A 20,960-nucleotide genomic window follows, 5' to 3' on the forward strand; every position below is an offset into this window, starting at 1 on the left:
ACGCCGTCGCCCACATCGTGGACGGGGCGGTGCTTGCGTGCATGTTGTATCTATGCTGTGTCCATGCCTGCCCCCGCACCCGCCCCCGTGACCCCGCCCGCGAAGCGGCCCCCGGCCGCCGAGCGCGTCTACACGCACGTCAAGGACGCCGTCCTGGACCGCCGCTACGAGGGCGGCACCCTGCTCACCGAGGGCGGCCTCGCCGAGGCCGTGGGGGTCTCGCGCACTCCGGTGCGCGAGGCGCTGCTGCGCCTTGAGGTCGAGGGGCTGATCAAGCTCTACCCGAAGAAGGGCGCCCTGGTGCTCGCCGTCTCCGCCCAGGAGATCGCGGACGTGGTGGAGACCCGGCTGCTGGTCGAGGAGTTCGCCGCCCGCAAGGCGGTGCCCGCGTCCCCGCAGCTGGTCGGCCGGCTCGAAGCGCTCCTGGAGGAGCAGCGGCACTACTCCGACACCGGCGACCTGGCCACCGTCTCCGTGAAGGACCGCTGCTTCCACGCCGAGATCGTCCGCCACGCGGGCAACGAGATCCTGTCCCGCCTCTACGACCAGCTGCGCGACCGCCAGCTGCGGATGGGCGTCGCCGTCATGGAGGCCCACCCGGACCGGATCGCCGCCAACATCGCGGAGCACGGCGAGCTGCTGGAGGCGATCAGGTCCGGTGACGCGGAGGGCGCCGCCCAGGTCGTGCGCCGCCACGTCGGCCGGGTCAAGGTGCTGGTCCGGGGTGAGGACCGGTGAGTTCCGCCGCCGCGCCCACCCTGCCCCTGCCCGGTGACCCGCCCGGCGGCCGGCGGGCCGCCCGGGTCTGGGGCGTCGGTGTCGCCGTCTACTTCGTCGCCATCATCTTCCGGACCAGCCTCGGCGTCGCCGGACTCGACGCCGCCGACCGGTTCGACGTCAACGCCTCGGCGCTCTCCACCTTCTCCATCCTCCAGCTGCTCGTGTACGCGGGCATGCAGATACCCGTCGGCCTGATGGTCGACCGGCTCGGCACCAAGCGGGTCCTGACCTTCGGCGCCGTCCTGTTCACCCTCGGCCAGCTCGGCTTCGCGCTCTCCCCCTCGTACGGCACGGCGCTCGCCTCCCGCGCGCTGCTGGGATGCGGCGACGCGATGACGTTCATCAGCGTGCTCCGGCTGGGGACGCGCTGGTTCCCGGCCCGGCGCGGACCGCTGATCGGCCAGGTCGCCGCCCTCTTCGGGATGGCGGGCAACCTGATCTCCACGCTGGTCATCGCCCGCGCCCTGCACGGCTTCGGCTGGACGACCACCTTCGTCGGCAGCTCGCTGGCCGGGGTCGTGGTGCTGGTGCTGCTCCTGCTCTTCCTCAAGGACCACCCCGAGGGCTACGAGCCGCCGCCCGCGCAGCACGCCGGCGGGGCGTATGTGCGCAAGCAGATCGCCGCCTCCTGGCGGGAGCCCGGGACCCGGCTCGGGATGTGGGTGCACTTCACCACGCAGTTCCCGGCGATGATCTTCCTGCTGCTGTGGGGCATGCCGTTCCTGGTCGAGGACCAGGGGCTCGACCGGGGCACCGCCGGTGAGCTGCTGACCCTGGTGGTCCTCTCGAACATGATGCTGGGGCTCGTCTACGGGCAGCTGATCGCCCGTCACCACGCGGCCCGGGTCCCGCTCGCCCTCGGCACGGTCGGCACGACGGCCGCGCTGTGGGCGGTGACGATCTTCCACCCCGGGGGCCATGCGCCGATGTGGCTGCTGGTCGTCCTGTGCGTGGTGCTCGGGGCGTGCGGGCCCGCCTCCATGCTCGGCTTCGACTTCTCCCGCCCGGCCAACCCGCCGGAGCGCCAGGGCACCGCGTCCGGCATCGTCAACATGGGCGGCTTCATCGCCTCGATGACCACGCTGCTCGCGGTCGGCGTGCTGCTGGACGCGACCGGTGACAATTACCGGGTGGCGTTCTCGTCGGTCTTCGTCCTGGAGGCGCTGGGCGTCACGCAGATCCTGCGGCTGCGCGCGAGGGCCGCGCGCCGCGAGCGCGACCACCATGTGATCAGCCGGGTGGAAGCGGTGCACGTGCCGGCGTGATCCGGCCCCGAACGGCGGCGCGCCCGTCCCCCTCGTGGGGGCGGGCGCCGCTGTGTGCCGAAGGGTGTTTACGGGGTGACGGCAAAGTGCTGGAGGATGGCGTCGGCCAGCTCCTGGTCGCCCTCGGCCTTGATCCGGTCCGCCACGGCGGCGGGCCGCACCCGGCCGCAGGCCAGCCGGACGTACGTCTCCCAGTCCATGGACAGCGTCGCGGCGGGCCCGAGCGACGGGGCGACGTCCAGCGAACCGCGCCCCTCGGCGTCGACCCGCACCGTGCGCATGAACTCCAGCGGCCCGTGGACGTCCAGCACCACGGCGGAGTTGGCCGGTGCGCCCGCGCTCTTGGCCACCACCTTCGGCAGCCCCAGCAGCAGGACGTCGCGGGCGACCAGGGCGCCGGGGGAGTCGAGGTTGCCGGGCTTGCCCAGGGCCGTCCGCAGGTCCTGCTCGTGCACCCAGACGTCGAACGCGCGCATCCGCAGCGCCGTCTCCAGGGTCTGCTCCTTGCCCAGGGGCGCCCGCACCATGGTCTCCGGGTCCCGCGTCTCGTTCCGCAGCTGGCGGGAGCGGCGGATGACCGTGTACTCCAGCTCGGAGGTCATCTCCGGCGCGGTGTGGTGGCGCCTGACGTCGACCTGCATCTCCATGTAGCGGGCGAACTCGCTCTGCACGTGGAACAGGTCGCGCGGCAGGGTGTGGATCGGGCGCGGGTCGCCGAGCTGTTCGCACTCCATGCCGATGATGTGCGACACGATGTCGCGTACGGACCAGTTGGGGCAGGGTGTGCGGCCGTTCCACGCCCCCTCGGCGAGCGGGCTCACCAGCTCGGCTATCGACTCGATGGAGTGGGTCCAGGCGTCGGCGTAGGTCTGGAGGCTGGGATGGACGGTCACGGGACCCCTCGTGCAGGTTCTGCGGTGCATGGGCAACTGGGCGCGGACGGTCGGGCTGCGGGCTGCGGGCAGCAATGAGGTTCGGTGGCTAAGTTACGCTGCGAGCAGGCACCCCGGCAGTGCTTTCGTGTGACGATCGTAGGCCGGTGTTGACGGCTCGAATGCCAGGACGGTGGTAGTGTGCGCGCCTCCCTCATCCAGATCGCAGTAGACCCGGACGAACCCGTTGACTCCCGCAGGGAACGCGCCGCCTCGCTGGTGGCGTCGCAGCGGGGCGCGGATCTGGTGGTCCTGCCCGAACTGTGGCCGGTCGGCGCCTTCGCGTACACGGCCTTCGAGGACGAGGCGGAGCCGCTGACGGGACCGACGCACGAGGTGATGGCCAAGGCCGCCGCCGAGGCCGGGGTCTGGCTGCACGCCGGCTCCTTCGTGGAGCGGGCCGGGGACGGCACCCTCTACAACACCACGCTCGTCTTCTCCCCCGAGGGCGAGCGGGCCGCCGCCTACCGCAAGATCCACCGCTTCGGCTTCGACCAGGGCGAGGCGGTCATGATGGGCGCGGGCGAGGACCTGGTCACCGTCCCCCTCCCGGAGACCACGCTCGGCCTCTCCACCTGCTACGACCTCCGCTTCCCGGAGCTGTTCCGGGGCCTGGTCGACGCCGGCGCCGAAACCCTCGTCGTCGCGGCCGGCTGGCCGGAACGCCGCCGCGCCCACTGGACCCTGCTCGCCCGGGCCCGCGCCGTCGAGAACCAGGCGTACGTCCTCGCCGTCGGCTCCGCCGGCACCCACGCGGGCATCCAGCAGGCCGGGCACTCCCTCGTCGTGGACCCCTGGGGCGAGGTGCTCGCGGAGGCGGGCGCGGACGAGGAGGTGCTGACCGTGGAACTGGACACGGCCAAGGTCGCGGCGACCCGGGAGCAGTTCCCGGCGCTGAAGGACCGGCGGCTCGGGCTGGCCGCGCCGACCATCTGACGTGTGAAGGGCCCCTCGTCTCACGGTTTCACGTGAAACAAGGGGCCCTTCGCGCAGTCGGCGCGATCAGTCGTCGTGGTCCTTCTCCGCGAGCACGATCACGCATACCGCCACCGCGATCAGCAGCGACGCGTCGGCGTCGTCCCGCACGATGTCGATGCCGTACGTGTCCCGGATGGACAGCCAGCGACGGGAGATCTGGGCCAGCAGCTCTCCGTCGTAGTCGATGGCGAACTCACGGTCCAGGATCTTGCCGCTGACGTCCAGCTCCGTGCCGTCCGCCAGGGTCACGCGGTAGTGGTTGCGGAGCAGCGACAGATGCTTCTTCTTGATCTTGGCGAGCTGTTCGCCGTCCCGCTCGATCAGCATCGTGTCGCGCAGGCTCAGGAGCTTCTGGCGGATCTCCACGAGAATCCGGCCCTGCGCGTCCTTCAGCTCGAAGGTGTCGCGCACCCGCATGGCCTTGCCGTCGACCAGGAAGACCTTGCGGCCGTCCGCGTCCTCGATCCAGTAGTCGTCGCCGATGCTGAACAGGCGCTCACGCACGAGAAGTCTCATGGCTCACAGGTTCCCCGAGTCACCTGTGGAATGCGGGAACGCCACGGTGATGTTGACTGGTCTCATGGCAACACGTGCACGCGTCAGGGCCCCCGAACTCATCGGCAAGGGCGGCTGGCTCAATACAGGCGACCGGCAGTACACCCTCGGTGACCTGCGAGGACGCATCGTCATCCTCGACTTCTGGACCTTCTGCTGTGTGAACTGCCTGCATGTTCTCGATGAGCTGCGCGAGCTGGAGGAGAAGCACCGCGACACCGTCGTGATCATCGGCGTGCACTCGCCGAAGTTCGTGCACGAGGCGGAGCACCAGGCCGTCGTGGACGCGGTCGAGCGGTACGAGGTTCACCACCCGGTCCTCGACGACCCCGAGCTGGCCACCTGGAAGCAGTACGCCGTACGCGCCTGGCCCACGCTCGTCGTCATCGATCCCGAGGGCTATGTCGTCGCCCAGCACGCCGGTGAGGGCCACGCCCACGCCATCGAGAAGCTGGTCGAGGAGCTGGAGACGGAGCACGCGGCGAAGGGCACCCTGCGGCGCGGCGACGGGCCGTACGTGGCGCCGGAGCCGGTCGCCACGCATCTGCGGTTCCCCGGCAAGGCGCTGCTCCTCGCGGACGGCGGCTTCCTGGTCTCCGACACCACCCGGCACCGGCTGGTCGAGCTGGACCCGGACGGCGAGACCGTGCGCCGGCACTTCGGGGCGGGCGAGCGCGGGTTCGCGGACGGCGGGCCCGACCAGGTCCGCTTCAGCGAGCCCCAGGGCCTCGCCCCGCTGCCCGACGGGCGGATCGCGGTCGCCGACACGGTCAACCACGCCGTCCGCGCGCTCGACCTCACGACCGGGGAGACGACCACCCTCGCCGGTACCGGCCGCCAGTGGTGGCAGGGGGCGCCCACGAGCGGCCCGGCCCGCGAGGTGGACCTCTCCTCGCCGTGGGACGTCGCCTGGTTCGACGGCCGGCTCTGGATGGCCATGGCCGGGGTGCACCAGCTGTGGACGTACGACCCCGAGGACGGCACCGTGCGGGTCGCCGCCGGGACCACCAACGAGGGCCTGGTCGACGGACCGGGCGCCGAGGCGTGGTTCGCCCAGCCGTCCGGGCTCGCGGCGACCGAGGAGCGGCTGTGGGTCGCCGACTCGGAGACGTCCGCGCTCCGCTGGGTCGACCGCGAGGGCGCCGTGCACACCGCCGTGGGCACCGGCCTCTTCGACTTCGGCCACCGGGACGGCGCCGCCGAGCAGGCGTTGCTCCAGCATCCCCTCGGCGTCACCGCCCTGCCCGACGGGTCCGTCGCCGTCTGCGACACGTACAACCACGCCCTGCGCCGGTACGACCCGGCGAGCGGTGAGGTCACCACCCTGGCCACGGACCTGCGGGAGCCCAGCGACGCCGTGCTGGTGGACGGCGACCTCGTCGTCGTGGAGTCCGCCCGGCACCGGCTGACCCGGCTGCGGCTGCCCGAGGAGGCCGTACGCGTCGCCGAACAGGCGCACCGCACCCAGCGGGCCGCCACCGAGGTCGCTCCCGGCGCGCTCCGGCTCGACGTCGTCTTCCAGGCGCCGGCCGGGCAGAAGCTGGACACCCGGTACGGTCCTTCGACCCGCCTGCTGGTCTCCTCGACCCCGCCCGGGCTGCTGGCCGAGGGCGAGGGCGCGGGCACCGACCTCTTCCGCGACCTGGTCCTCGCGGACGGCGTCACCGAGGGCGTCCTGCACGTCTCCGCGATGGCCGCGTCCTGCGACGACGACCCCGCCAACGAGTACCCGGCCTGCCACGTCCACCAGCAGGACTGGGGCGTCCCCGTCCGCGTCACCGAGGGCGGCGCGGCCCGGCTGCCGCTGGTCCTCGCGGGGATGGACGCGTAAGGGGGCACCGGCGCGCCGCGTGAGCGGTCCGCCTCAGCCGTCCGCCTCAGCCGTCCGCCGTGAGGCGGCGGGTCGCCTCGGTGTGGCGGCGTACGTGGTCCGGGCTCGCCGTCACCCGGAGCAGCGCCTCCAGGGCCCGGACCGCGCCCTCGTCGTAGCCGGCGCGCTCCGCCTCGGCGGCGGCCTCGTCCAGGAGGCGGATGCCCTCCACCTCCGCGCCCAGGGCGAGGCGGGCCTCGCCGCTCACGGACAGCAGCAGCACCCGGCGGGCCGCCTCCTCGTGCTCGGGGCCCAGGTCGAAGGCGGTCCGGGCGGAGTCCAGGGCGTCCTGCGGGCGGCCCGCCGTGAGCTGCATCCGGGCCAGGTGCTGGAGCGCGAGCATCCCGGTGTGCGCGTCGGGCTCCTTCCGGGCCAGTTCGAGGGCCCGCTCGCAGCCCTCCATCGCCACGTCCAGGCCGCCCTGCTCGGCCTGGACGATGGCCAGGTTGATGAGCGCCGTCGCCTCGCCGAGCCGGTCCCCGGCCCGCCGGGCGAGTCCGGGCGAGGGCTCCAGCGTGGCGACGGCCTCGCCGGTCCTGCCCTCCTCCGCCAGCACCCAGCCGAGCAGATTGCGGACCCGGGACTCGGCGTACGGGTCCTCGCGGGCGACGGCCGCCGCCAGGGCGAGTTCCAGCATCGGGGTCCAGCCGTCCCGGACCCGCCACACCACGTGCGGCCACTGGAGCAGGATGATCCGCCACGCCCGGTCGTCGAGCCCGGCGGCCCGGGCCGCGGTGGCCGCCAGGGTCAGGTCCTCGCGCTCGGCGGCCAGCCAGCTCATCGCCTCCGCCCGGTCCGTGAAGTCCCGGGTCGCGATGGGCGCGTGGAAGTCGTCGGGCAGCACAAAGCAGGGTTCGCCGCCCGGTTCCGCCGTGTCCGCGGCGGCGAGCGCGGTGGCGATGTAGTGGTCCAGCACACCGATGAGCGCGTCCGGCGCCGCCGCCGGGTCGAGTTCCCGCGCGTACAGCCGCACCAGGTCGTGCAGTATCCAGCGGCCGGGGCCCGCCTCCGTGACCAGATGGGCGGCGGCCAGCCGTTCCAGCGCCGCCCCGGCGGTGACCGGGTCGCTGCCGGCGAGCGCGGCCGTGGTGTACGGGTCGAAGTGGCCGCCCGGGTGGTGGCCGAGCCGGCCGAGGTGGTGGACGGCGTCCGGCGGCAGCTGCTGCACGGTGAGCCGCAGGGCGGCGGACACACCGGTGTCCTCCACGTCCAGGTAGGACAGCCGGCTGCGCTCGTCCGCGAGTTCACCGGCCATGGCGGCCAGCGTCCACTGCGGGCGCCCCGCCAGCCGGGCCGCCGTCACCCGCAGCGCGAGGGGCAGACCGCCGCAGAGCTCGGCGAGCCGCCGGGCCGCCACCGGTTCCGCGAGGACCCGTTCCTCGCCGAGCACCCCGGCCAGCAGCGCGGTGCCGTCCGTCGGTTCGAGTATGTCCACCGGGACCGGGACGGCCGCGTCCGAGGCGATGAGACCGTCGAGCCGGTGCCGGCTGGTGACCAGCGTGACGCAGTCCGCGCCGCCCGGCAGCAGCGGCCTGACCTGCGCGGAGTCCCGGGCGTTGTCCAGCACGACGAGGAGGCTGAGCCGGTCGGTGAGCGAGCGGAACAGGGCCGCCGCACCGGCCATGGACTCCGGCACCCGGCGGGGCGCGACGCCGAGCGCGAGCAGGAATTCCCGCAGCACTTCGAGCGGGGTCGGCTCCGCGGTGTCCCCGAACCCGCGCAGATCCGCGAAGAGCCGCCCGTCCGGGAAGGCGGCGGGGGTACGCCGCGCCCAGTGCAGCGCGAGCGCCGTCTTCCCGACCCCGGCCGGCCCAGTGACCAGGCACACGGGCGCCTCCCCGGCGGCGGCCCGCGACAAGGCGGTCAGCTCGGCCCCCCGCCCGTGGAACCCGCGCGGCGCGCGCGGCAGCAGATCGGCGGGTGCGCCTCCGGCGGTGTACAGGGGAGGCGTCACGTGCGCCGGCACGACGGCCTGCGAGGTGCCACTCCCGGCGGACGGCTGCGGCCCGCCGGACGCCGCACCGGGCAGCGGCGAACCGGCCGGCGGTGCGCCGCTGCCGGCGGCCCCAACGGTGTGCCCAGGAGCGACGGGCCCGCCCTCCCCGCGCAGGATGCGCGCATACGCGTCCGCCAGCTCGCGGCCCGGGTCGATGCCGAGTTCGTCCGCGAGCAGGCGGCGGGTGCGGTGGAAGCAGTCCAGGGCCTCGGACTGGCGGCCCGAGCGGGAGAGCGCGGTCATCAGGGCCGCCGCCAGGGATTCGCGCATCGGGTGGGCGACGGCCTCCGCGCGCAGGACCGCCGCCGCGCGGTGGTGTTCGCCCAGCTTCCCGTACGCGCGGGCCAGCTGCTCGACCGTCGAGAGGCGGGACTCCTCCAGCGCGTGGGCGGCCGCCTGGAGCGGGGCGCTCGCGTAGGTGCCGGTGAGGGCGGGGCCCTGCCAGAGCGACAGGGCCTCCTTCAGCATCAGCACCGTGTCGGCGGGACCCCGCTGCTCGCGGGCCAGCATCAGCAGTTCCTCGAACCGCTGGGAGTCCAGCAGGGTTTCGGGCGCCCGGAGGAGGTACGCGTCGCCGAGCGTCGCCAGCTCGACCCCGTACGCCTGCGCGTCCGCGTCGACCAGCAGGGCGCGCAGGCGGGAGACATGGCCCTGGATGACCGTGCGGGCGTGGAGCGGAGGCTCCTCGTCCCACAGGCAGTCGGTCAGCCGTGCCATGGATACGGGGGTGTTGGCGTGCAGCAGCAGGGCCGCGAGCAGGCTGCGGCGCTTGGCGGGGCCGAGGGGCAGCGGCCCGGTCAGCGTGTCGACGCAGACGGTGCCGAGCAGCCGGAACTCCACGAGCGGCTCCCCTTCGGGGTCTGACGCGCCCGGTTCCGGGTCACGGACAAGTGCCCAGAATATCGGGGATTCCGCCGTGGTGTTCCGGGGGTGTGGCCGGATCGCCCCCGGTCACAGGTGCCGTTCGTCGTCGGAGACGACCGTCGTGGTGGGCGGCACGACCATGCGGCGGCGCCGGATGACGCTCGCGTAGACGAAGACGCCGATGATGCCGACGATCATCATGATCCAGCCGACCAGGTCGACGTTGACGCTGTCCATGTGCCAGTCGGTCGCGAAGGCGAGGATCGCCCCAGCGCCGATGAGGAGAATGCATCCGCCGAGTCCCATGAGTTCCGCCTCCCAGGCGGCCCGGGACCTCCGGGCCGTGTACGGAGCGCGTACCCTGCCCGGCAACGAGCATGCGCGGGCGGGAGGTTGGGAGCCCCCCGCCCGCGCCCGGAGCCCGGGCGTCAGCCGGCCAGGAAGGCCGCCAGCGCGTTCGCGAGGAGGTACGGGTCGTCCGCGCCGCACAGCTCACGGGCGCTGTGCATCGACAGGATGGCGACGCCGATGTCGACGGTCTTGATGCCGTGCCGGGCCGCGGTGATCGGGCCGATCGTCGTGCCGCAGGGCATGGCGTTGTTGGAGACGAACGTCTGCCACGGCACGCCCGCCTTCTCGCAGGCCGCGGCGAACACGGACCGGCCGCCGCCGTCGGTGGCGTACCGCATGTTGACGTTGACCTTGAGGATCGGTCCGCCGTTGACGACCGGGTGGTGCGTGGGGTCGTGGCGCTCCGCGTAGTTCGGGTGGATCGCGTGGCCGGTGTCGGAGGAGAGGCAGACCGTGCCGGCGAAGGCGCGGGCGCGGTCCTCGTAACCGCCGCCCCGGGCGAAGACCGACCGCTCCAGGACCGTGCCGAGCAGCGGCCCGTCCGCGCCGGTGTCCGACTGCGAGCCGTTCTCCTCGTGGTCGAAGGCGGCCATCACCGGGATGTACGGCAGCTCGGCGTCGGGCTGCCCGGCGACGGCGGCGAGCGCGGCGGTCGCCGCGTGCACCGAGAGCAGGTTGTCCATGCGCGGCCCGGCCAGCAGCTCGCGGTCGCGGCCCAGATAGGCCGGCGGCTCGACGGGGTGCGGCATCAGGTCCCAGCCGGTGATGTCCTCGGCGTCGACGCCCGCCTCCTCGGCGACGAACCGGATGAGGTCGCCCTCCTCGACGTCCCCGAGTCCCCAGATCGGCTGCATGTGCTTCTGCCGGTCGAGCTTGAGCCCGTCGGTGTTGGCCGACCGGTCCAGGTGCACGGCGAGCTGCGGTACGCGCAGCAGCGGGCGGTCGATGGAGACCAGCCGGTCCGTGCCGTCACGGAGCGAGATCCGGCCGGCGAGGCCGAGGTCGCGGTCCAGCCAGGTGTTGAGCAGGGTGCCGCCGTAGATCTCCACGGCGACCTGGCGCCAGCCGTACGCCCCGGTGTCCGGAATCGGCTTGACCCGGAGGTTCGGCGAGTCGGTGTGCGCGCCGGCGATCCGGAACGGGGTGTGCGCCCCGGCCCCCTCCGGCACGTACCAGGCGACGATCGCGCCACCGCGCAGGACGTACGTGCCGCCGGTGGTCCCGTCCCAGGCCGCGGTCTCCTCCACCTGCCGGAATCCGGCCTTCTCCAGCCGGGCGGCGGCGGTGGCCACGGCGTGGTACGGGGAGGGTGAGGCCGTCAGGAAGGCCATCAGATCGTCGGTGTGCCCGCGGTCGAAGCGGAGGGAGGAACTCATGTTCTTCACTGTAGCCAGACGTGGCCGAAAGGATTCCCTGTCTCCCCCCGGCCCACCGCGCCCATCATGCGGCCGCCGCCCCCGGGAACGGATCCGGGGGCGGCGGCAGGCAGACGTGCGGGACGGCTCCTAGAAGGCGGCCTCGTCCAGCTCCATCAGGGAGTTGTCGACGGCCTCGGCGAGAGCGCGCTCGGCGCCGACGCCCGGGAGGACGTTCGCGGCGAAGAACTTCGCGGCGGCGATCTTGCCCTGGTAGAAGGGGACGTCCTTCGCGGAGGCCGTCGGCAGCTTCTCGGCGGCCACGGCCGCACCCCTGAGGAGCAGGTAGCCGACGACGACATCGCCGGAGGCCAGCAGCAGGCGGGTGGTGTTGAGGCCCACCTTGTAGATGTTCTTGACGTCCTCGCCGGTCGCGGTGAGGTCGGTGATCATCGTGCCGACGATCGCCTCCAGGTCCACCGCGGCCTTCGCGAGGCTGTCCAGCGCACCGGACAGCTCCTCGTGGTCCTGGGCGCCCGCGAGGAACTTCTTGATCTCCTCGGAGAGCGTGTTGAGCGAGACGCCCTGGTCGCGGACGATCTTCCGGAAGAAGAAGTCCTGGCCCTGGATGGCCGTGGTGCCCTCGTACAGGGTGTCGATCTTGGCGTCGCGGATGTACTGCTCGACCGGGTACTCCTGGAGGTACCCGGAGCCGCCGAACGTCTGGAGCGACTGCGCCAGCTGCTCGTACGACTTCTCGGAGCCGTAGCCCTTGACGATCGGGAGGAGCAGGTCGTTGAGGCCGTGCAGCGCCTTGGCGTCCTCGCCCGCGGCCTCCTTCTCCTGGATCGCGTCCTGGACGGAGGCGGTGTAGAGGACGAGGGCGCGCATGCCCTCCGCGTACGCCTTCTGCGTCATCAGCGAGCGGCGTACGTCGGGGTGGTGCGTGATGGTGACCTTCGGCGCGGCCTTGTCCATGAACTGCGACAGGTCGGTGCCCTGGACGCGCTCCTTGGCGTACTCCAGCGCGTTCAGGTAGCCGGAGGAGAGCGCGGCGATGGCCTTCGTGCCGACCATCATGCGGGCGAACTCGATGATGCGGAACATCTGGCGGATGCCGTCGTGCTTGTCGCCGATGAGCCAGCCCTTGGCGGGGTGGCGGTCGCCGAACGTCATCTCGCAGGTGTTGGACGCCTTGAGGCCCATCTTGTGCTCGACGTTCGTCGCGTACACGCCGTTGCGCTCGCCCAGCTCACCGGTGGTCCAGTCGAAGTGGTACTTCGGGACCAGGAAGAGGGAGAGGCCCTTGGTGCCCGGGCCGGCGCCCTCGGGGCGCGCCAGCACGTAGTGGAGGATGTTCTCCGACATGTCGTGCTCGCCCGAGGTGATGAAGCGCTTCACACCCTCGATGTGCCAGGAGCCGTCCTCCTGCTCGACGGCCTTCGTGCGGCCCGCGCCGACGTCGGAGCCGGCGTCCGGCTCGGTCAGCACCATCGTCGAGCCCCACTGCTTCTCGACGGCGATCTCGGCGGCCTTCTTCTGCGCCTCGTTGCCCTCCTCGAAGAGGATGCCGGCGAACGCCGGGCCCGAGGAGTACATCCAGACGGCCGGGTTCGAGCCGAGCAGCAGCTCCGCGTAGCCCCAGATCAGGGAGCGGGGCGAGGTGGTGCCGCCGATCTCCTCCGGCAGGCCCAGGCGCCAGTACTCGGAGTCCATGAACGCCTGGTACGACTTCCTGAACGTGTCGGGGACCGGCGCCGTGTTGGTCTCCGGGTCGAAGACCGGCGGGTTGCGGTCGGCGTCCGCGTAGGAGTCGGCGAGCTCGTTCTCGGCGAGGCGGGAGACCTCGTCGAGGATGCTCTTCGCGGTGTCGACGTCCATCTCCGTGAACGGTCCGGTGCCGTACAGCTTGTCGCGCCCGAGGACCTCGAAGAGGTTGAACTCGATGTCGCGGAGATTCGACTTGTAGTGCCCCATGGGAAGGCTCCGTAATCAATAGCAGTGGCGCGCAGCGCCCCGTGGAGGGGTGGCCCGGACCTATCAGGTGACCTCTACGATGATGCTACCCGTCAGTAATAAGACGCAACCCCCTGAGCCCCGGATGTGGCCGATTACTCTTTGTCCCATGTACGGCTACGACCAGAACCAGGGCGCGCAGCAGCCGATGGGGGGCGGCTACGGCGAGCAGCCGCTGTACCCCGAACCCTCGCCGCCCTCGTTGGGTGACGCGGTACGGGCCTTCACGACCGGCTCGCTGTCCGCCGAGGACTTCCAGCAGGTCTTCGCGACCTCGAAGGTCTACTGCCCGCGCGGCGACAACCCGGGCTTCCTCGCGCTGCACAACACCCAGCAGCCGGTGATCCCGATGTTCACCACGCTCAAGGAGCTGCGGCGGTACGCGGGCAAGGACTCCAAGTACTTCGTGATCACCGGCGCCGAGGTGATCGACCTGCTGCCCACCGGCTACGGCTTCGTCCTGGACATGGAGGGCGAGCACCGAATGGTCTTCGACGCCAAGGCTGTCGAACAGATGGTCGATTTCGCGATGCGCCGCATGTACGGCTGATCCGCCGCCCGAGACTCCCGGAAGGGGCCCGTACCGCTCTCGGTACGGGCCCCTTCCGGCTGTCCGGGGGTGCGCGGGAATGCGGGGCGCCTTGCAGGATGTTCACCATTCAACTAAATTGATGGCAGTACCGTCCCCCGGAGGTGGCTCCCATGCCCGCAGTGACCGTCGAGAATCCGCTGACCCTGCCCAAGGTGGCCGCTTCCGGCGACGCCGCGGTCCGTCCCGTGCTCGCCGTGACCACGGCGCCGAGCGGCTTCGAGGGCGAGGGCTTCCCGGTCCGCCGCGCCTTCGCGGGGATCAACTACAAGTACCTCGACCCGTTCATCATGATGGACCAGATGGGTGAGGTGGAGTACGCGGCGGGCGAGCCGAAGGGCACGCCCTGGCACCCGCACCGCGGCTTCGAGACCGTGACCTACCTGATCGACGGCAGCTTCATCCACCAGGACTCCAACGGTGGCGGCGGCACCATCGGCAACGGCGACACCCAGTGGATGACCGCCGGTTCCGGGCTCCTCCACATCGAGGCGCCGCCGGAGTCCCTGGTCATGACCGGCGGCCTCTTCCACGGCCTCCAGCTCTGGGTGAACCTGCCGAAGGCCGACAAGATGATGGCCCCGCGCTACCAGGACATCCGCGGCGGCCAGGTCCAGCTGCTCGCCTCCCCGGACGGCGGCGCGCTGCTCCGTGTGATCGCCGGTGAGCTGGACGGCCACGAGGGCCCCGGCATCACGCACACCCCGATCACGATGATCCACGCCACCGTGCGCCCCGGCGCCGAGGTGACGCTGCCCTGGCGCGAGGACTTCAACGGTCTCGCGTACGTGCTCGCCGGGCGCGGCACCGCCGGTGCGGAGCGCCGCCCGGTCCACATGGGCCAGACCGCCGTCTTCGGCGCCGGCTCCTCGCTGACCGTGCGCGCCGACGAGAAGCAGGACGGGCACACCCCGGACCTGGAGGTCGTCCTGCTCGGCGGCCGCCCCATCCGCGAGCCGATGGCGCACTACGGGCCGTTCGTGATGAACAGCCAGGCCGAACTGAAGCAGGCTTTCGAGGACTTCCAGGCCGGCCGCCTTGGCACCGTGCCGGCCGTCCACGGCATGTGACCCGCGCTCCCGCCCCGCCGCCCGCGGGTGACGCTCCGTCACTCGTACGGCGGCGCGGGCGGGACACCGCTGCCGGGCCGTGATCGGCTGGCAGGGTGCAGACCCCGAAGCCACTCCTGCCCGAGGGCGCCCGGCGGACCGCCGCCTGGTGCGGTGTCGTCCTGCTGGTCACCGGTGTCGCCGCCGTCGCGGTCTGGCTGTGCGTCGTCTTCAAGACCGCCGTCACCCCTGTGCTGCTCGCCCTGCTCGGTACGGCGCTGCTCGGCCCCGTCCACCGCCGGATGACCACCCACGGGGTGAACCGCTCGCTGGCCGCCGCGGTCACCTGCGCGGTGCTGGTCGCCGTGGTCGGCGGCGCCGGCTACATCGTCGTCGCCGCGCTGGTCGAGACCGGTGACCAGATCGTCCAGTCGCTGAAGGACGCCGGGCAGTGGGTGACCGACCACTTCCAGGTCGCGGACGACATCGACGTGAACGACCTGGAGGCCAGTAGCCGCAAGCTGGTCGAGAAGTTCGGCGCGACCGCCGCGGGCGGGCTGCTCACCGGCATCAGCGTCATCGGCTCCCTCATCGCGACGAGTGTCCTGGCCCTCCTGCTGACCTTCTTCTTCCTGCGCGACGCGGACCGGGCCGCCGGCCTCGCCCACTCCCTCGCCCCGCGCGGCACCGGCGACATGGTCGAGGCGATGGGCCGGCGGGCCTTCGAGGCCGTCGAGGGCTTCATGCGCGGGACGACGTTCATCGCCCTGATCGACGCCGTCTGCATCACGGTCGGGCTGCTGATCCTGCGGGTGCCGGGCGCGGTGGGGCTCGGCGCGCTGGTCCTGGTCGGCGCCTACATCCCGTATCTCGGGGCGTTCCTCTCCGGGGCCGTCGCCGTGCTGGTGGCCCTCGCGGACCGGGGTTTCGCGATCGCGCTCTGGGCGCTCGGGGTCGTCCTCGCCGTGCAGGTGCTGGAGGGCCACATCCTTCAGCCGATGATCCAGAGCCGTACGGTGCAGATGCACCCCGCGATGATCCTCATCGCCCTGACGGCGGGCGCGAGCGTCGCGGGCATCCTCGGGATGCTGCTCGCGGTCCCGCTCTGCGCGGCGGCCTTCGGCATCATCGGGGAACTCCGCAAGGGCGGCCGTATCGCGCCTGAGGACACCCCCTAGTCCAGCTCCAGGTCGGGGAAGGCCGGTTCCGGGTGCTCGGCCTCGTTCAGCTCGAACCAGATCGACTTGCCCGCCCCCCGCGGATCGACCCCCCACTTGTGCGCGAGCATCTCCATCAGCACCAGGCCCCGGCCGCTGGACGCCATCTCGCCGGGCCGCCGCTTGTGCGGCAGCTCGTCGCTGCCGTCGGACACGTCGACGCGCAGACACCGTTCCCCCGGCGCCCCGGTCGCCTGGGCGACCATCAGCGCGTCCCCGTCCGTGTGCACCAGGACGTTCGTGGCGACCTCGGAGAGCAGCAGCACCGCCGCGTCGACCTGGTCGGGGTCCGCCCAGTCGTGCAGCAGCTCCCGCAGCAGCTGCCGGGCCGTCGAGATCCGCTCCGGCTCGGCCTGGGCGATGGACAGCGCGGTCCGCCGGGGAGCGGGCGGGGACGTGACGGAGCCCTCGCGCCGCAGCAGCAGTACCGCGACGTCGTCCTCCCGCCGGTCCACGAGCGGCCCGGTCGTGTAGTGCGAGCCCGGCCCGTGCACCGCCTGCACCAGCGCGTCCGCCAGCTTCTCCAGGTCGCCGGTGTGCCGTTCCAGGATCGGCCGGAGCCGGACCCAGCCGGTGGCGAGGTCGTGGCCGCCCGTCTCGATCAGCCCGTCCGTGCAGAGCATGATCGTTTCCCCGGCCTCCAGCACGACCCGGGTCGTCGGGTAGTCCGCGTCCGCCTCGACGCCCAGCGGCAGCCCGCCCTCGGTCTGCCGGATGACGGCGGTGCCGTCGGCGGTCATCACCACCGGGTCCGGGTGGCCGGCCCGTGCGATGTCCAGCACACCGGTCTCCGGGTCGGCCTCCGCGTACAGGCAGGTCGCGAAGCGCGCGGCCGTGGAGTCGTCGTCCTCGCCGGGGTCGGTGAGGCCGGAGAGGAAGCGCGAGGCGCGCGCCAGCACCGCGTCGGGGCGGTGCCCCTCGGAGGCGTACGCACGCAGAGCGATCCGGAGCTGGCCCATGAGGCCCGCCGCCCGCACGTCATGGCCCTGGACGTCGCCGATCACGAGGGCGATGCGGCCGCTGGGCAGCGGGATCAGGTCGTACCAGTCGCCGCCGACCTGGAGGCCGCCGCCGGTCGGCACATAGCGCGCCGCCACGGTCATCCCCGGGATGCCCGGGCCGAGCGAGGGCATCATCGTGCGCTGGAGGCCCAGCGACAGCTCCCGCTCGGTGTCGGCGGCGCCCGCCCGGGCCAGCGCCTGGGCGAGCATCCGGGCCACGGTCGTCAGCACCGACCGCTCGTCCGGCGAGAACGCCACCTGGTGCCGGAAGCCGGCCATCCAGGTCCCCATCGTGCGCCCGGACACGATCAGCGGCAGAAAGGCCCAGGAGCGGCGCCCGAACGGCCGGGCCATCGGCCAGGTGGCGGGGTAGCGGGCCCGGTACTCCTCCGGCGTCGGCAGATAGATCGCCCGGCCGGTCCGCACGACCTCCGTGGCGGGGTAGTCCGTGTCCAGCGGCATGTTGGCGAACGGCCCCTCGTCGCTGAGGGAGTGCCCGTGCTGCCCGACGACCGTCAGCCGCTCGCCCTCGACGCCGAAGACCGCGAGGCCGTCCGGCGAGAACCCGGGCATGGAGAGCGAGTAGGCGACCCGCAGCACCTCCGTGGTGGACCCGGCCTCCGCCAGGGCCCGTCCCGCGTCCAGCAGGAACGCCTCGCGGGAGCGCCGCCAGTCGCCCGTGATGGCGATGTGCTTCCCGGTGGTCCCGGGCGGGGGCTCGGCGACCTCCTGGAGCGTGCCGACGAGCACGTAGTCCCGGCGGCACTCACCGGCCGGCACCGGCTTGGAGCGGCTGCGCACGGTGCGCAGGACCCGGCCGCTGCCGTCCACGATGCGCAGCCGGGCCTCGGCCAGGGTGCCCTCGGCCACGGCAAGGCTGACCACCCCGGCGATCTCGTTCCAGTCGACGGGGTGGAAGCGGGAGCGGACCTCCGATTCGCGGAAGACGCCGGGCTCGGTGGGCAGCTCAAGGAGACGGGCGGCCTCCGCGTCGAGCGTGACCGTCCCGGCTCCGTTGTCCCAGCGCCACAGCCCGGTCGCGGTCGCGGCCAGCACATCCTCGGTGCGCATTGCCCCACTTTAAACCGGCATGTGGGTGGAAGGCAGTGGTGCGGGCCCCCGGACGATCTTGGCGCGGACAATGACAATGAAACGCTCCGGTCGCGGGCGGTAGCCTGGGAGGGCTGAATTTCCCCCAACCGCGAAGACTGGATGAACGACGATGCATCGGTACAGGTCCCACACCTGCGGCGAGCTCCGCGCCTCTGACGTCGGCACCGACGTCCGGCTGAGCGGCTGGCTGCACAATCGCCGAGACCTGGGCGGCATCCTCTTCATCGATCTGCGCGACCACTACGGTCTCGTGCAGCTCGTTGCCCGCCCCGGCACGCCGGGCAACGAGGCCCTGGCGAAGCTCACCAAGGAGACCGTCGTCCGCATTGACGGCAAGGTTTCCGCGCGCGGCGCCGAGAACGTCAACCCGGACCTGCCGACCGGCGAGATCGAGATCGAGGTCTCCGAGGTCGAGGTGCTGGGCGAGGCCGGCCCGCTGCCCTTCACGATCAACGCCGACGACGGTGTGAACGAGGAGCGGCGCCTGGAATACCGCTTCCTCGACCTCCGTCGCGAGCGCATGCACCGCAACATCATGCTGCGCTCCGCCGTGATCGCCTCGATCCGCTCCAAGATGGTCGCCCTCGGCTTCAACGAGATGGCGACGCCGATCCTCACCGCGACCTCCCCCGAGGGCGCCCGTGACTTCGTCGTCCCGTCCCGGCTGAACCCCGGCAAGTTCTACGCCCTGCCGCAGGCCCCGCAGCAGTTCAAGCAGCTGCTGATGATCTCGGGCTTCGACCGCTACTTCCAGATCGCGCCCTGCTTCCGCGACGAGGACGCCCGCGCCGACCGCTCGCCCGGCGAGTTCTACCAGCTCGACGTCGAGATGTCCTTCGTGGAGCAGGAGGACGTCTTCCAGCCGATCGAGAAGCTGATGACCGAGCTCTTCGAGGAGTTCGGCAACGGCCGCCACGTCACCTCGCCGTTCCCGCGCATCCCGTTCCGCGAGTCGATGCTGAAGTACGGCAACGACAAGCCGGACCTGCGCGCCAAGCTGGAACTGGTCGACATCTCCGACGTCTTCGCGGACTCGGAGTTCAAGGCGTTCGCCGGCAAGCACGTCCGCGCCCTTCCGGTGCCGGACACGGCGGGCCAGTCCCGTAAGTTCTTCGACGGCCTCGGCGAGTACGCCGTGGAACACGGCGCCAAGGGCCTCGCCTGGGTCCGCGTCGGCGAGGACGGCACGCTGGCCGGGCCGATCGCCAAGTTCCTCACCGAGAGCGACATCAAGACGCTCACCGAGCGGCTCTCGCTCGTCCCGGGTCACGCCGTCTTCTTCGGCGCGGGCGAGTTCGAAGAGGTCTCCAAGATCATGTCCGCCGTCCGCGTCGAGGCCGCCAAGCGGGCCGGCCACTTCGAGGAGGGCGTCTTCCGGTTCTGCTGGGTCGTCGACTTCCCGATGTACGAGAAGGACGAGGAGAGCGGCCGGATCGACTTCTCCCACAACCCCTTCTCGATGCCCCAGGGCGGCCTGAAGGACCTGGAGGAGAAAGACCCGCTGGACATCCTCGCCTGGCAGTACGACATCGTCTGCAACGGCATCGAGCTGTCCTCCGGCGCCATCCGGAACCACGAGCCCGAGCTGATGATCAAGGCGTTCGAGATCGCCGGCTACGACCGCGAGACCGTGGAGCGCGAGTTCGCGGGCATGCTCAAGGCGTTCCGCCTCGGCGCCCCGCCGCACGGCGGCATCGCCCCGGGTGTCGACCGCATCGTGATGCTGCTCGCCGACGAGCCGAACATCCGCGAGACGATCGCGTTCCCGCTGAACGGCAACGCCCAGGACCTGATGATGGGCGCGCCCACCGTCCTGGAGGAGACCCGCCTCCGCGAGCTCAACATCCAGCTCCGCAAGCCGGCCGGGCCGGCGAAGGACGCGCAGAAGTAATTCCGCCTGTTTCACGTGAAACAGCCCCCGGCCGCCACTGGCCGGGGGCTGTTCGCGTGACAGGCCCTCAGCGGTTCCGATTAAGCACACGAATCACCTGAACGGTTACGGCCGGATGGGCTCCGCCCCGGATTGGGCGGTGACGCGGGCGGCAATGACTGGCTGGGCCGACATCGGCGCATCCACTGCTGAGGAGCTCTCCGTGCCCGTGCCCCCTTCGCGCGCGCCCCTGCGCCTGCCGCACGTCGTCTGCTCCCTCATCCTGCTCGTGCTGCTCGCCGGCTGCGGGGCGGGCGGCTTCGCCGGTACGGGGATGAGCGGGGCCGCCACGGAGCAGGCGCGGATCAAGGGCGTACCGGGGCCGTCCGGGGCGGCCGCGTCGGCCGCCGCTTCCGCCGCCGGGGCGCCGCGCGGGTGGTCGCCCCTGCCGGTGTCGCCCGTGCCGTCGGCGCCGGCGGCCTCGCCGCAGCCCACGGAGCTCCCCGGCCTCGGCGCGAAGACCCGGGCGGCGGTCCCGGCCACGGCCCGGCAGGCGTTCGTGGTGACCGGGGACTCGGTGGACTCCAACCGGTCGACCGCCGTCCTCTACACCCGGGACGGGCCCGCCGGGCCGGGCTGGCGGGCCACGCTGGGCCCCTGGCCCGCCCACAACGCCCTCAACGGCTGGACCGGCGAGCACTGGGAGGGCGATCTGCGCTCACCCATCGGTGTCTTCACGCTGACCGCGGCGGGCGGCCGCCTCGCGCCCCCGGACACGGCACTCCCGTACGACCTGAGCCCGGACTTCCGGGTGACGGGCGAGGGGTTCCACGGGGAGCCGCTGGAGGGCTCCTTCGACTACGTCGTCGCCATCGACTACAACCGTCTCCCCGGCACCTCCCCGCTCGACCACACCCGCCCCCTCGGCGAGGAGCGCGGCGGCGGGATCTGGGTGCACGTGGACCACGGAGGGCCGACCCAGGGCTGTGTCTCGGTCACCGAGGACCGGATGAAGGATCTCCTGGGCGTCCTCGACCCGGCCATGAAGCCCGTCATCGTGATGGGGGACGCGGAGTCGCTGGGCCGCTGAACCGCCCGGCCGGAGAGCTTTGCGAAACCTCCCTTCCCGTATCAAGGACGCATCCTGGGAGGGAATGGA

16 protein-coding genes are annotated in these 20,960 nt (G+C 72.1%); 9 read left to right on the forward strand and 7 right to left on the reverse strand.

Translation table 11 applies throughout. The features are described 5' to 3' along the window. The first annotated feature begins 63 nt into the window (after positions 1-63). Complete coding sequence (locus tag OG867_RS16315) at positions 64-738, forward strand: GntR family transcriptional regulator (RefSeq protein ID WP_406286132.1); 675 nt, start codon at positions 64-66, stop codon at positions 736-738. After that, on the forward strand, positions 735-2,045 hold the full coding sequence (locus tag OG867_RS16320) for a nitrate/nitrite transporter (RefSeq protein ID WP_406286135.1): 1,311 nt from the start codon (positions 735-737) through the stop codon (positions 2,043-2,045). Before OG867_RS16315 ends, OG867_RS16320 begins: the two co-directional genes overlap by 4 nt. Positions 2,046-2,113: 68 nt before the next feature. Here OG867_RS16320 and OG867_RS16325 read toward each other — a convergent pair whose 3' ends face one another. Beyond that, entirely contained in the window at positions 2,114-2,938 is an 825-nt protein-coding gene (locus OG867_RS16325; protein ID WP_406286137.1) for a maleylpyruvate isomerase family mycothiol-dependent enzyme, read from the reverse strand. Between the two features lie 180 nt (positions 2,939-3,118). On the opposite strand from OG867_RS16325, the gene OG867_RS16330 reads away from it, so the two are divergent. Next, positions 3,119-3,913 carry a carbon-nitrogen family hydrolase gene (locus OG867_RS16330; protein WP_406286139.1) on the forward strand — a complete coding sequence of 265 codons (795 nt, stop codon included), beginning with the start codon at positions 3,119-3,121 and terminating at the stop codon, positions 3,911-3,913. A gap of 66 nt (positions 3,914-3,979) precedes the next feature. Here the strand turns inward: OG867_RS16330 and OG867_RS16335 are convergent, their stop codons facing one another. Further along, positions 3,980-4,471 carry an LURP-one-related family protein gene (locus tag OG867_RS16335; protein WP_328901082.1) on the reverse strand — a complete coding sequence of 164 codons (492 nt, stop codon included), beginning with the start codon at positions 4,469-4,471 and terminating at the stop codon, positions 3,980-3,982. A gap of 64 nt (positions 4,472-4,535) precedes the next feature. On the opposite strand from OG867_RS16335, the gene OG867_RS16340 reads away from it, so the two are divergent. Further along, positions 4,536-6,341, forward strand: coding sequence for an NHL domain-containing thioredoxin family protein (locus OG867_RS16340; protein ID WP_406286141.1), 1,806 nt, complete (start codon positions 4,536-4,538; stop codon positions 6,339-6,341). A gap of 46 nt (positions 6,342-6,387) precedes the next feature. On the opposite strand, the gene OG867_RS16345 is transcribed toward OG867_RS16340, so the two are convergent. The 4 genes from OG867_RS16345 to OG867_RS16360 form a co-directional block, all read right to left on the reverse strand. Then, complete coding sequence (locus tag OG867_RS16345) at positions 6,388-9,216, reverse strand: BTAD domain-containing putative transcriptional regulator (RefSeq protein WP_406286143.1); 2,829 nt, start codon at positions 9,214-9,216, stop codon at positions 6,388-6,390. Positions 9,217-9,327: 111 nt separating this feature from the next. After that, positions 9,328-9,546 carry a DUF6458 family protein gene (locus OG867_RS16350; RefSeq protein WP_328901079.1) on the reverse strand — a complete coding sequence of 73 codons (219 nt, stop codon included), beginning with the start codon at positions 9,544-9,546 and terminating at the stop codon, positions 9,328-9,330. A gap of 122 nt (positions 9,547-9,668) precedes the next feature. Further along, positions 9,669-10,967, reverse strand: a complete 1,299-nt coding sequence (locus OG867_RS16355; RefSeq protein WP_328901078.1) for a M18 family aminopeptidase — start codon at positions 10,965-10,967, stop codon at positions 9,669-9,671. 129 nt (positions 10,968-11,096) lie between these two features. After that, positions 11,097-12,923 carry an acyl-CoA dehydrogenase gene (locus OG867_RS16360; protein ID WP_406286146.1) on the reverse strand — a complete coding sequence of 609 codons (1,827 nt, stop codon included), beginning with the start codon at positions 12,921-12,923 and terminating at the stop codon, positions 11,097-11,099. Positions 12,924-13,071: 148 nt separating this feature from the next. On the opposite strand from OG867_RS16360, the gene OG867_RS16365 reads away from it, so the two are divergent. From OG867_RS16365 to OG867_RS16375, 3 genes are all read left to right on the forward strand, one after another. After that, positions 13,072-13,512: an SseB family protein gene (locus tag OG867_RS16365; protein WP_161210872.1), complete on the forward strand. Its 441-nt coding sequence runs from the start codon at positions 13,072-13,074 to the stop codon at positions 13,510-13,512. 152 nt (positions 13,513-13,664) lie between these two features. Further along, the gene (locus tag OG867_RS16370; protein WP_328901076.1) at positions 13,665-14,621 is read left to right on the forward strand and encodes a pirin family protein; all 957 of its coding nucleotides are present in this window, start codon (positions 13,665-13,667) and stop codon (positions 14,619-14,621) included. Positions 14,622-14,716: 95 nt separating this feature from the next. After that, the gene (locus OG867_RS16375) at positions 14,717-15,778 is read left to right on the forward strand and encodes an AI-2E family transporter (protein ID WP_328901075.1); all 1,062 of its coding nucleotides are present in this window, start codon (positions 14,717-14,719) and stop codon (positions 15,776-15,778) included. Here the strand turns inward: OG867_RS16375 and OG867_RS16380 are convergent. Next, the gene (locus OG867_RS16380) at positions 15,775-17,889 is read right to left on the reverse strand and encodes a SpoIIE family protein phosphatase (protein WP_406286150.1); all 2,115 of its coding nucleotides are present in this window, start codon (positions 17,887-17,889) and stop codon (positions 15,775-15,777) included. The two genes, OG867_RS16375 and OG867_RS16380, sit on opposite strands and share 4 nt — an antisense overlap. Positions 17,890-18,040: 151 nt before the next feature. On the opposite strand from OG867_RS16380, the gene aspS reads away from it, so the two are divergent. Both aspS and OG867_RS16390 read left to right on the forward strand, forming a co-directional pair. Continuing rightward, the gene (gene aspS, locus OG867_RS16385; protein WP_328901073.1) at positions 18,041-19,822 is read left to right on the forward strand and encodes an aspartate--tRNA ligase; all 1,782 of its coding nucleotides are present in this window, start codon (positions 18,041-18,043) and stop codon (positions 19,820-19,822) included. Positions 19,823-20,024: 202 nt separating this feature from the next. Then, entirely contained in the window at positions 20,025-20,891 is an 867-nt protein-coding gene (locus OG867_RS16390) for a L,D-transpeptidase family protein (RefSeq protein ID WP_406286152.1), read from the forward strand. The last annotated feature ends 69 nt before the right edge of the window (positions 20,892-20,960 follow it).

The organism is Streptomyces sp. NBC_00209 (assembly GCF_045206345.1).
Taxonomy (GTDB): domain Bacteria; phylum Actinomycetota; class Actinomycetes; order Streptomycetales; family Streptomycetaceae; genus Streptomyces.

What these genes read in the sequence shown, in the direction of transcription:
- OG867_RS16370 (WP_328901076.1), top strand. Translation starts at nt 13,665, where the DNA reads ATGCCCGCAGTGACCGTCGAGAATCCGCTGACCCTGCCCAAGGTGGCC.
- OG867_RS16335 (WP_328901082.1), bottom strand. Translation starts at nt 4,471, where the DNA reads ATGAGACTTCTCGTGCGTGAGCGCCTGTTCAGCATCGGCGACGACTAC.
- OG867_RS16350 (WP_328901079.1), bottom strand. Translation starts at nt 9,546, where the DNA reads ATGGGACTCGGCGGATGCATTCTCCTCATCGGCGCTGGGGCGATCCTC.
- OG867_RS16365 (WP_161210872.1), top strand. Translation starts at nt 13,072, where the DNA reads ATGTACGGCTACGACCAGAACCAGGGCGCGCAGCAGCCGATGGGGGGC.
- aspS (WP_328901073.1), top strand. Translation starts at nt 18,041, where the DNA reads ATGCATCGGTACAGGTCCCACACCTGCGGCGAGCTCCGCGCCTCTGAC.
- OG867_RS16380 (WP_406286150.1), bottom strand. Translation starts at nt 17,889, where the DNA reads ATGCGCACCGAGGATGTGCTGGCCGCGACCGCGACCGGGCTGTGGCGC.
- OG867_RS16360 (WP_406286146.1), bottom strand. Translation starts at nt 12,923, where the DNA reads ATGGGGCACTACAAGTCGAATCTCCGCGACATCGAGTTCAACCTCTTC.
- OG867_RS16315 (WP_406286132.1), top strand. Translation starts at nt 64, where the DNA reads ATGCCTGCCCCCGCACCCGCCCCCGTGACCCCGCCCGCGAAGCGGCCC.
- OG867_RS16340 (WP_406286141.1), top strand. Translation starts at nt 4,536, where the DNA reads ATGGCAACACGTGCACGCGTCAGGGCCCCCGAACTCATCGGCAAGGGC.
- OG867_RS16355 (WP_328901078.1), bottom strand. Translation starts at nt 10,967, where the DNA reads ATGAGTTCCTCCCTCCGCTTCGACCGCGGGCACACCGACGATCTGATG.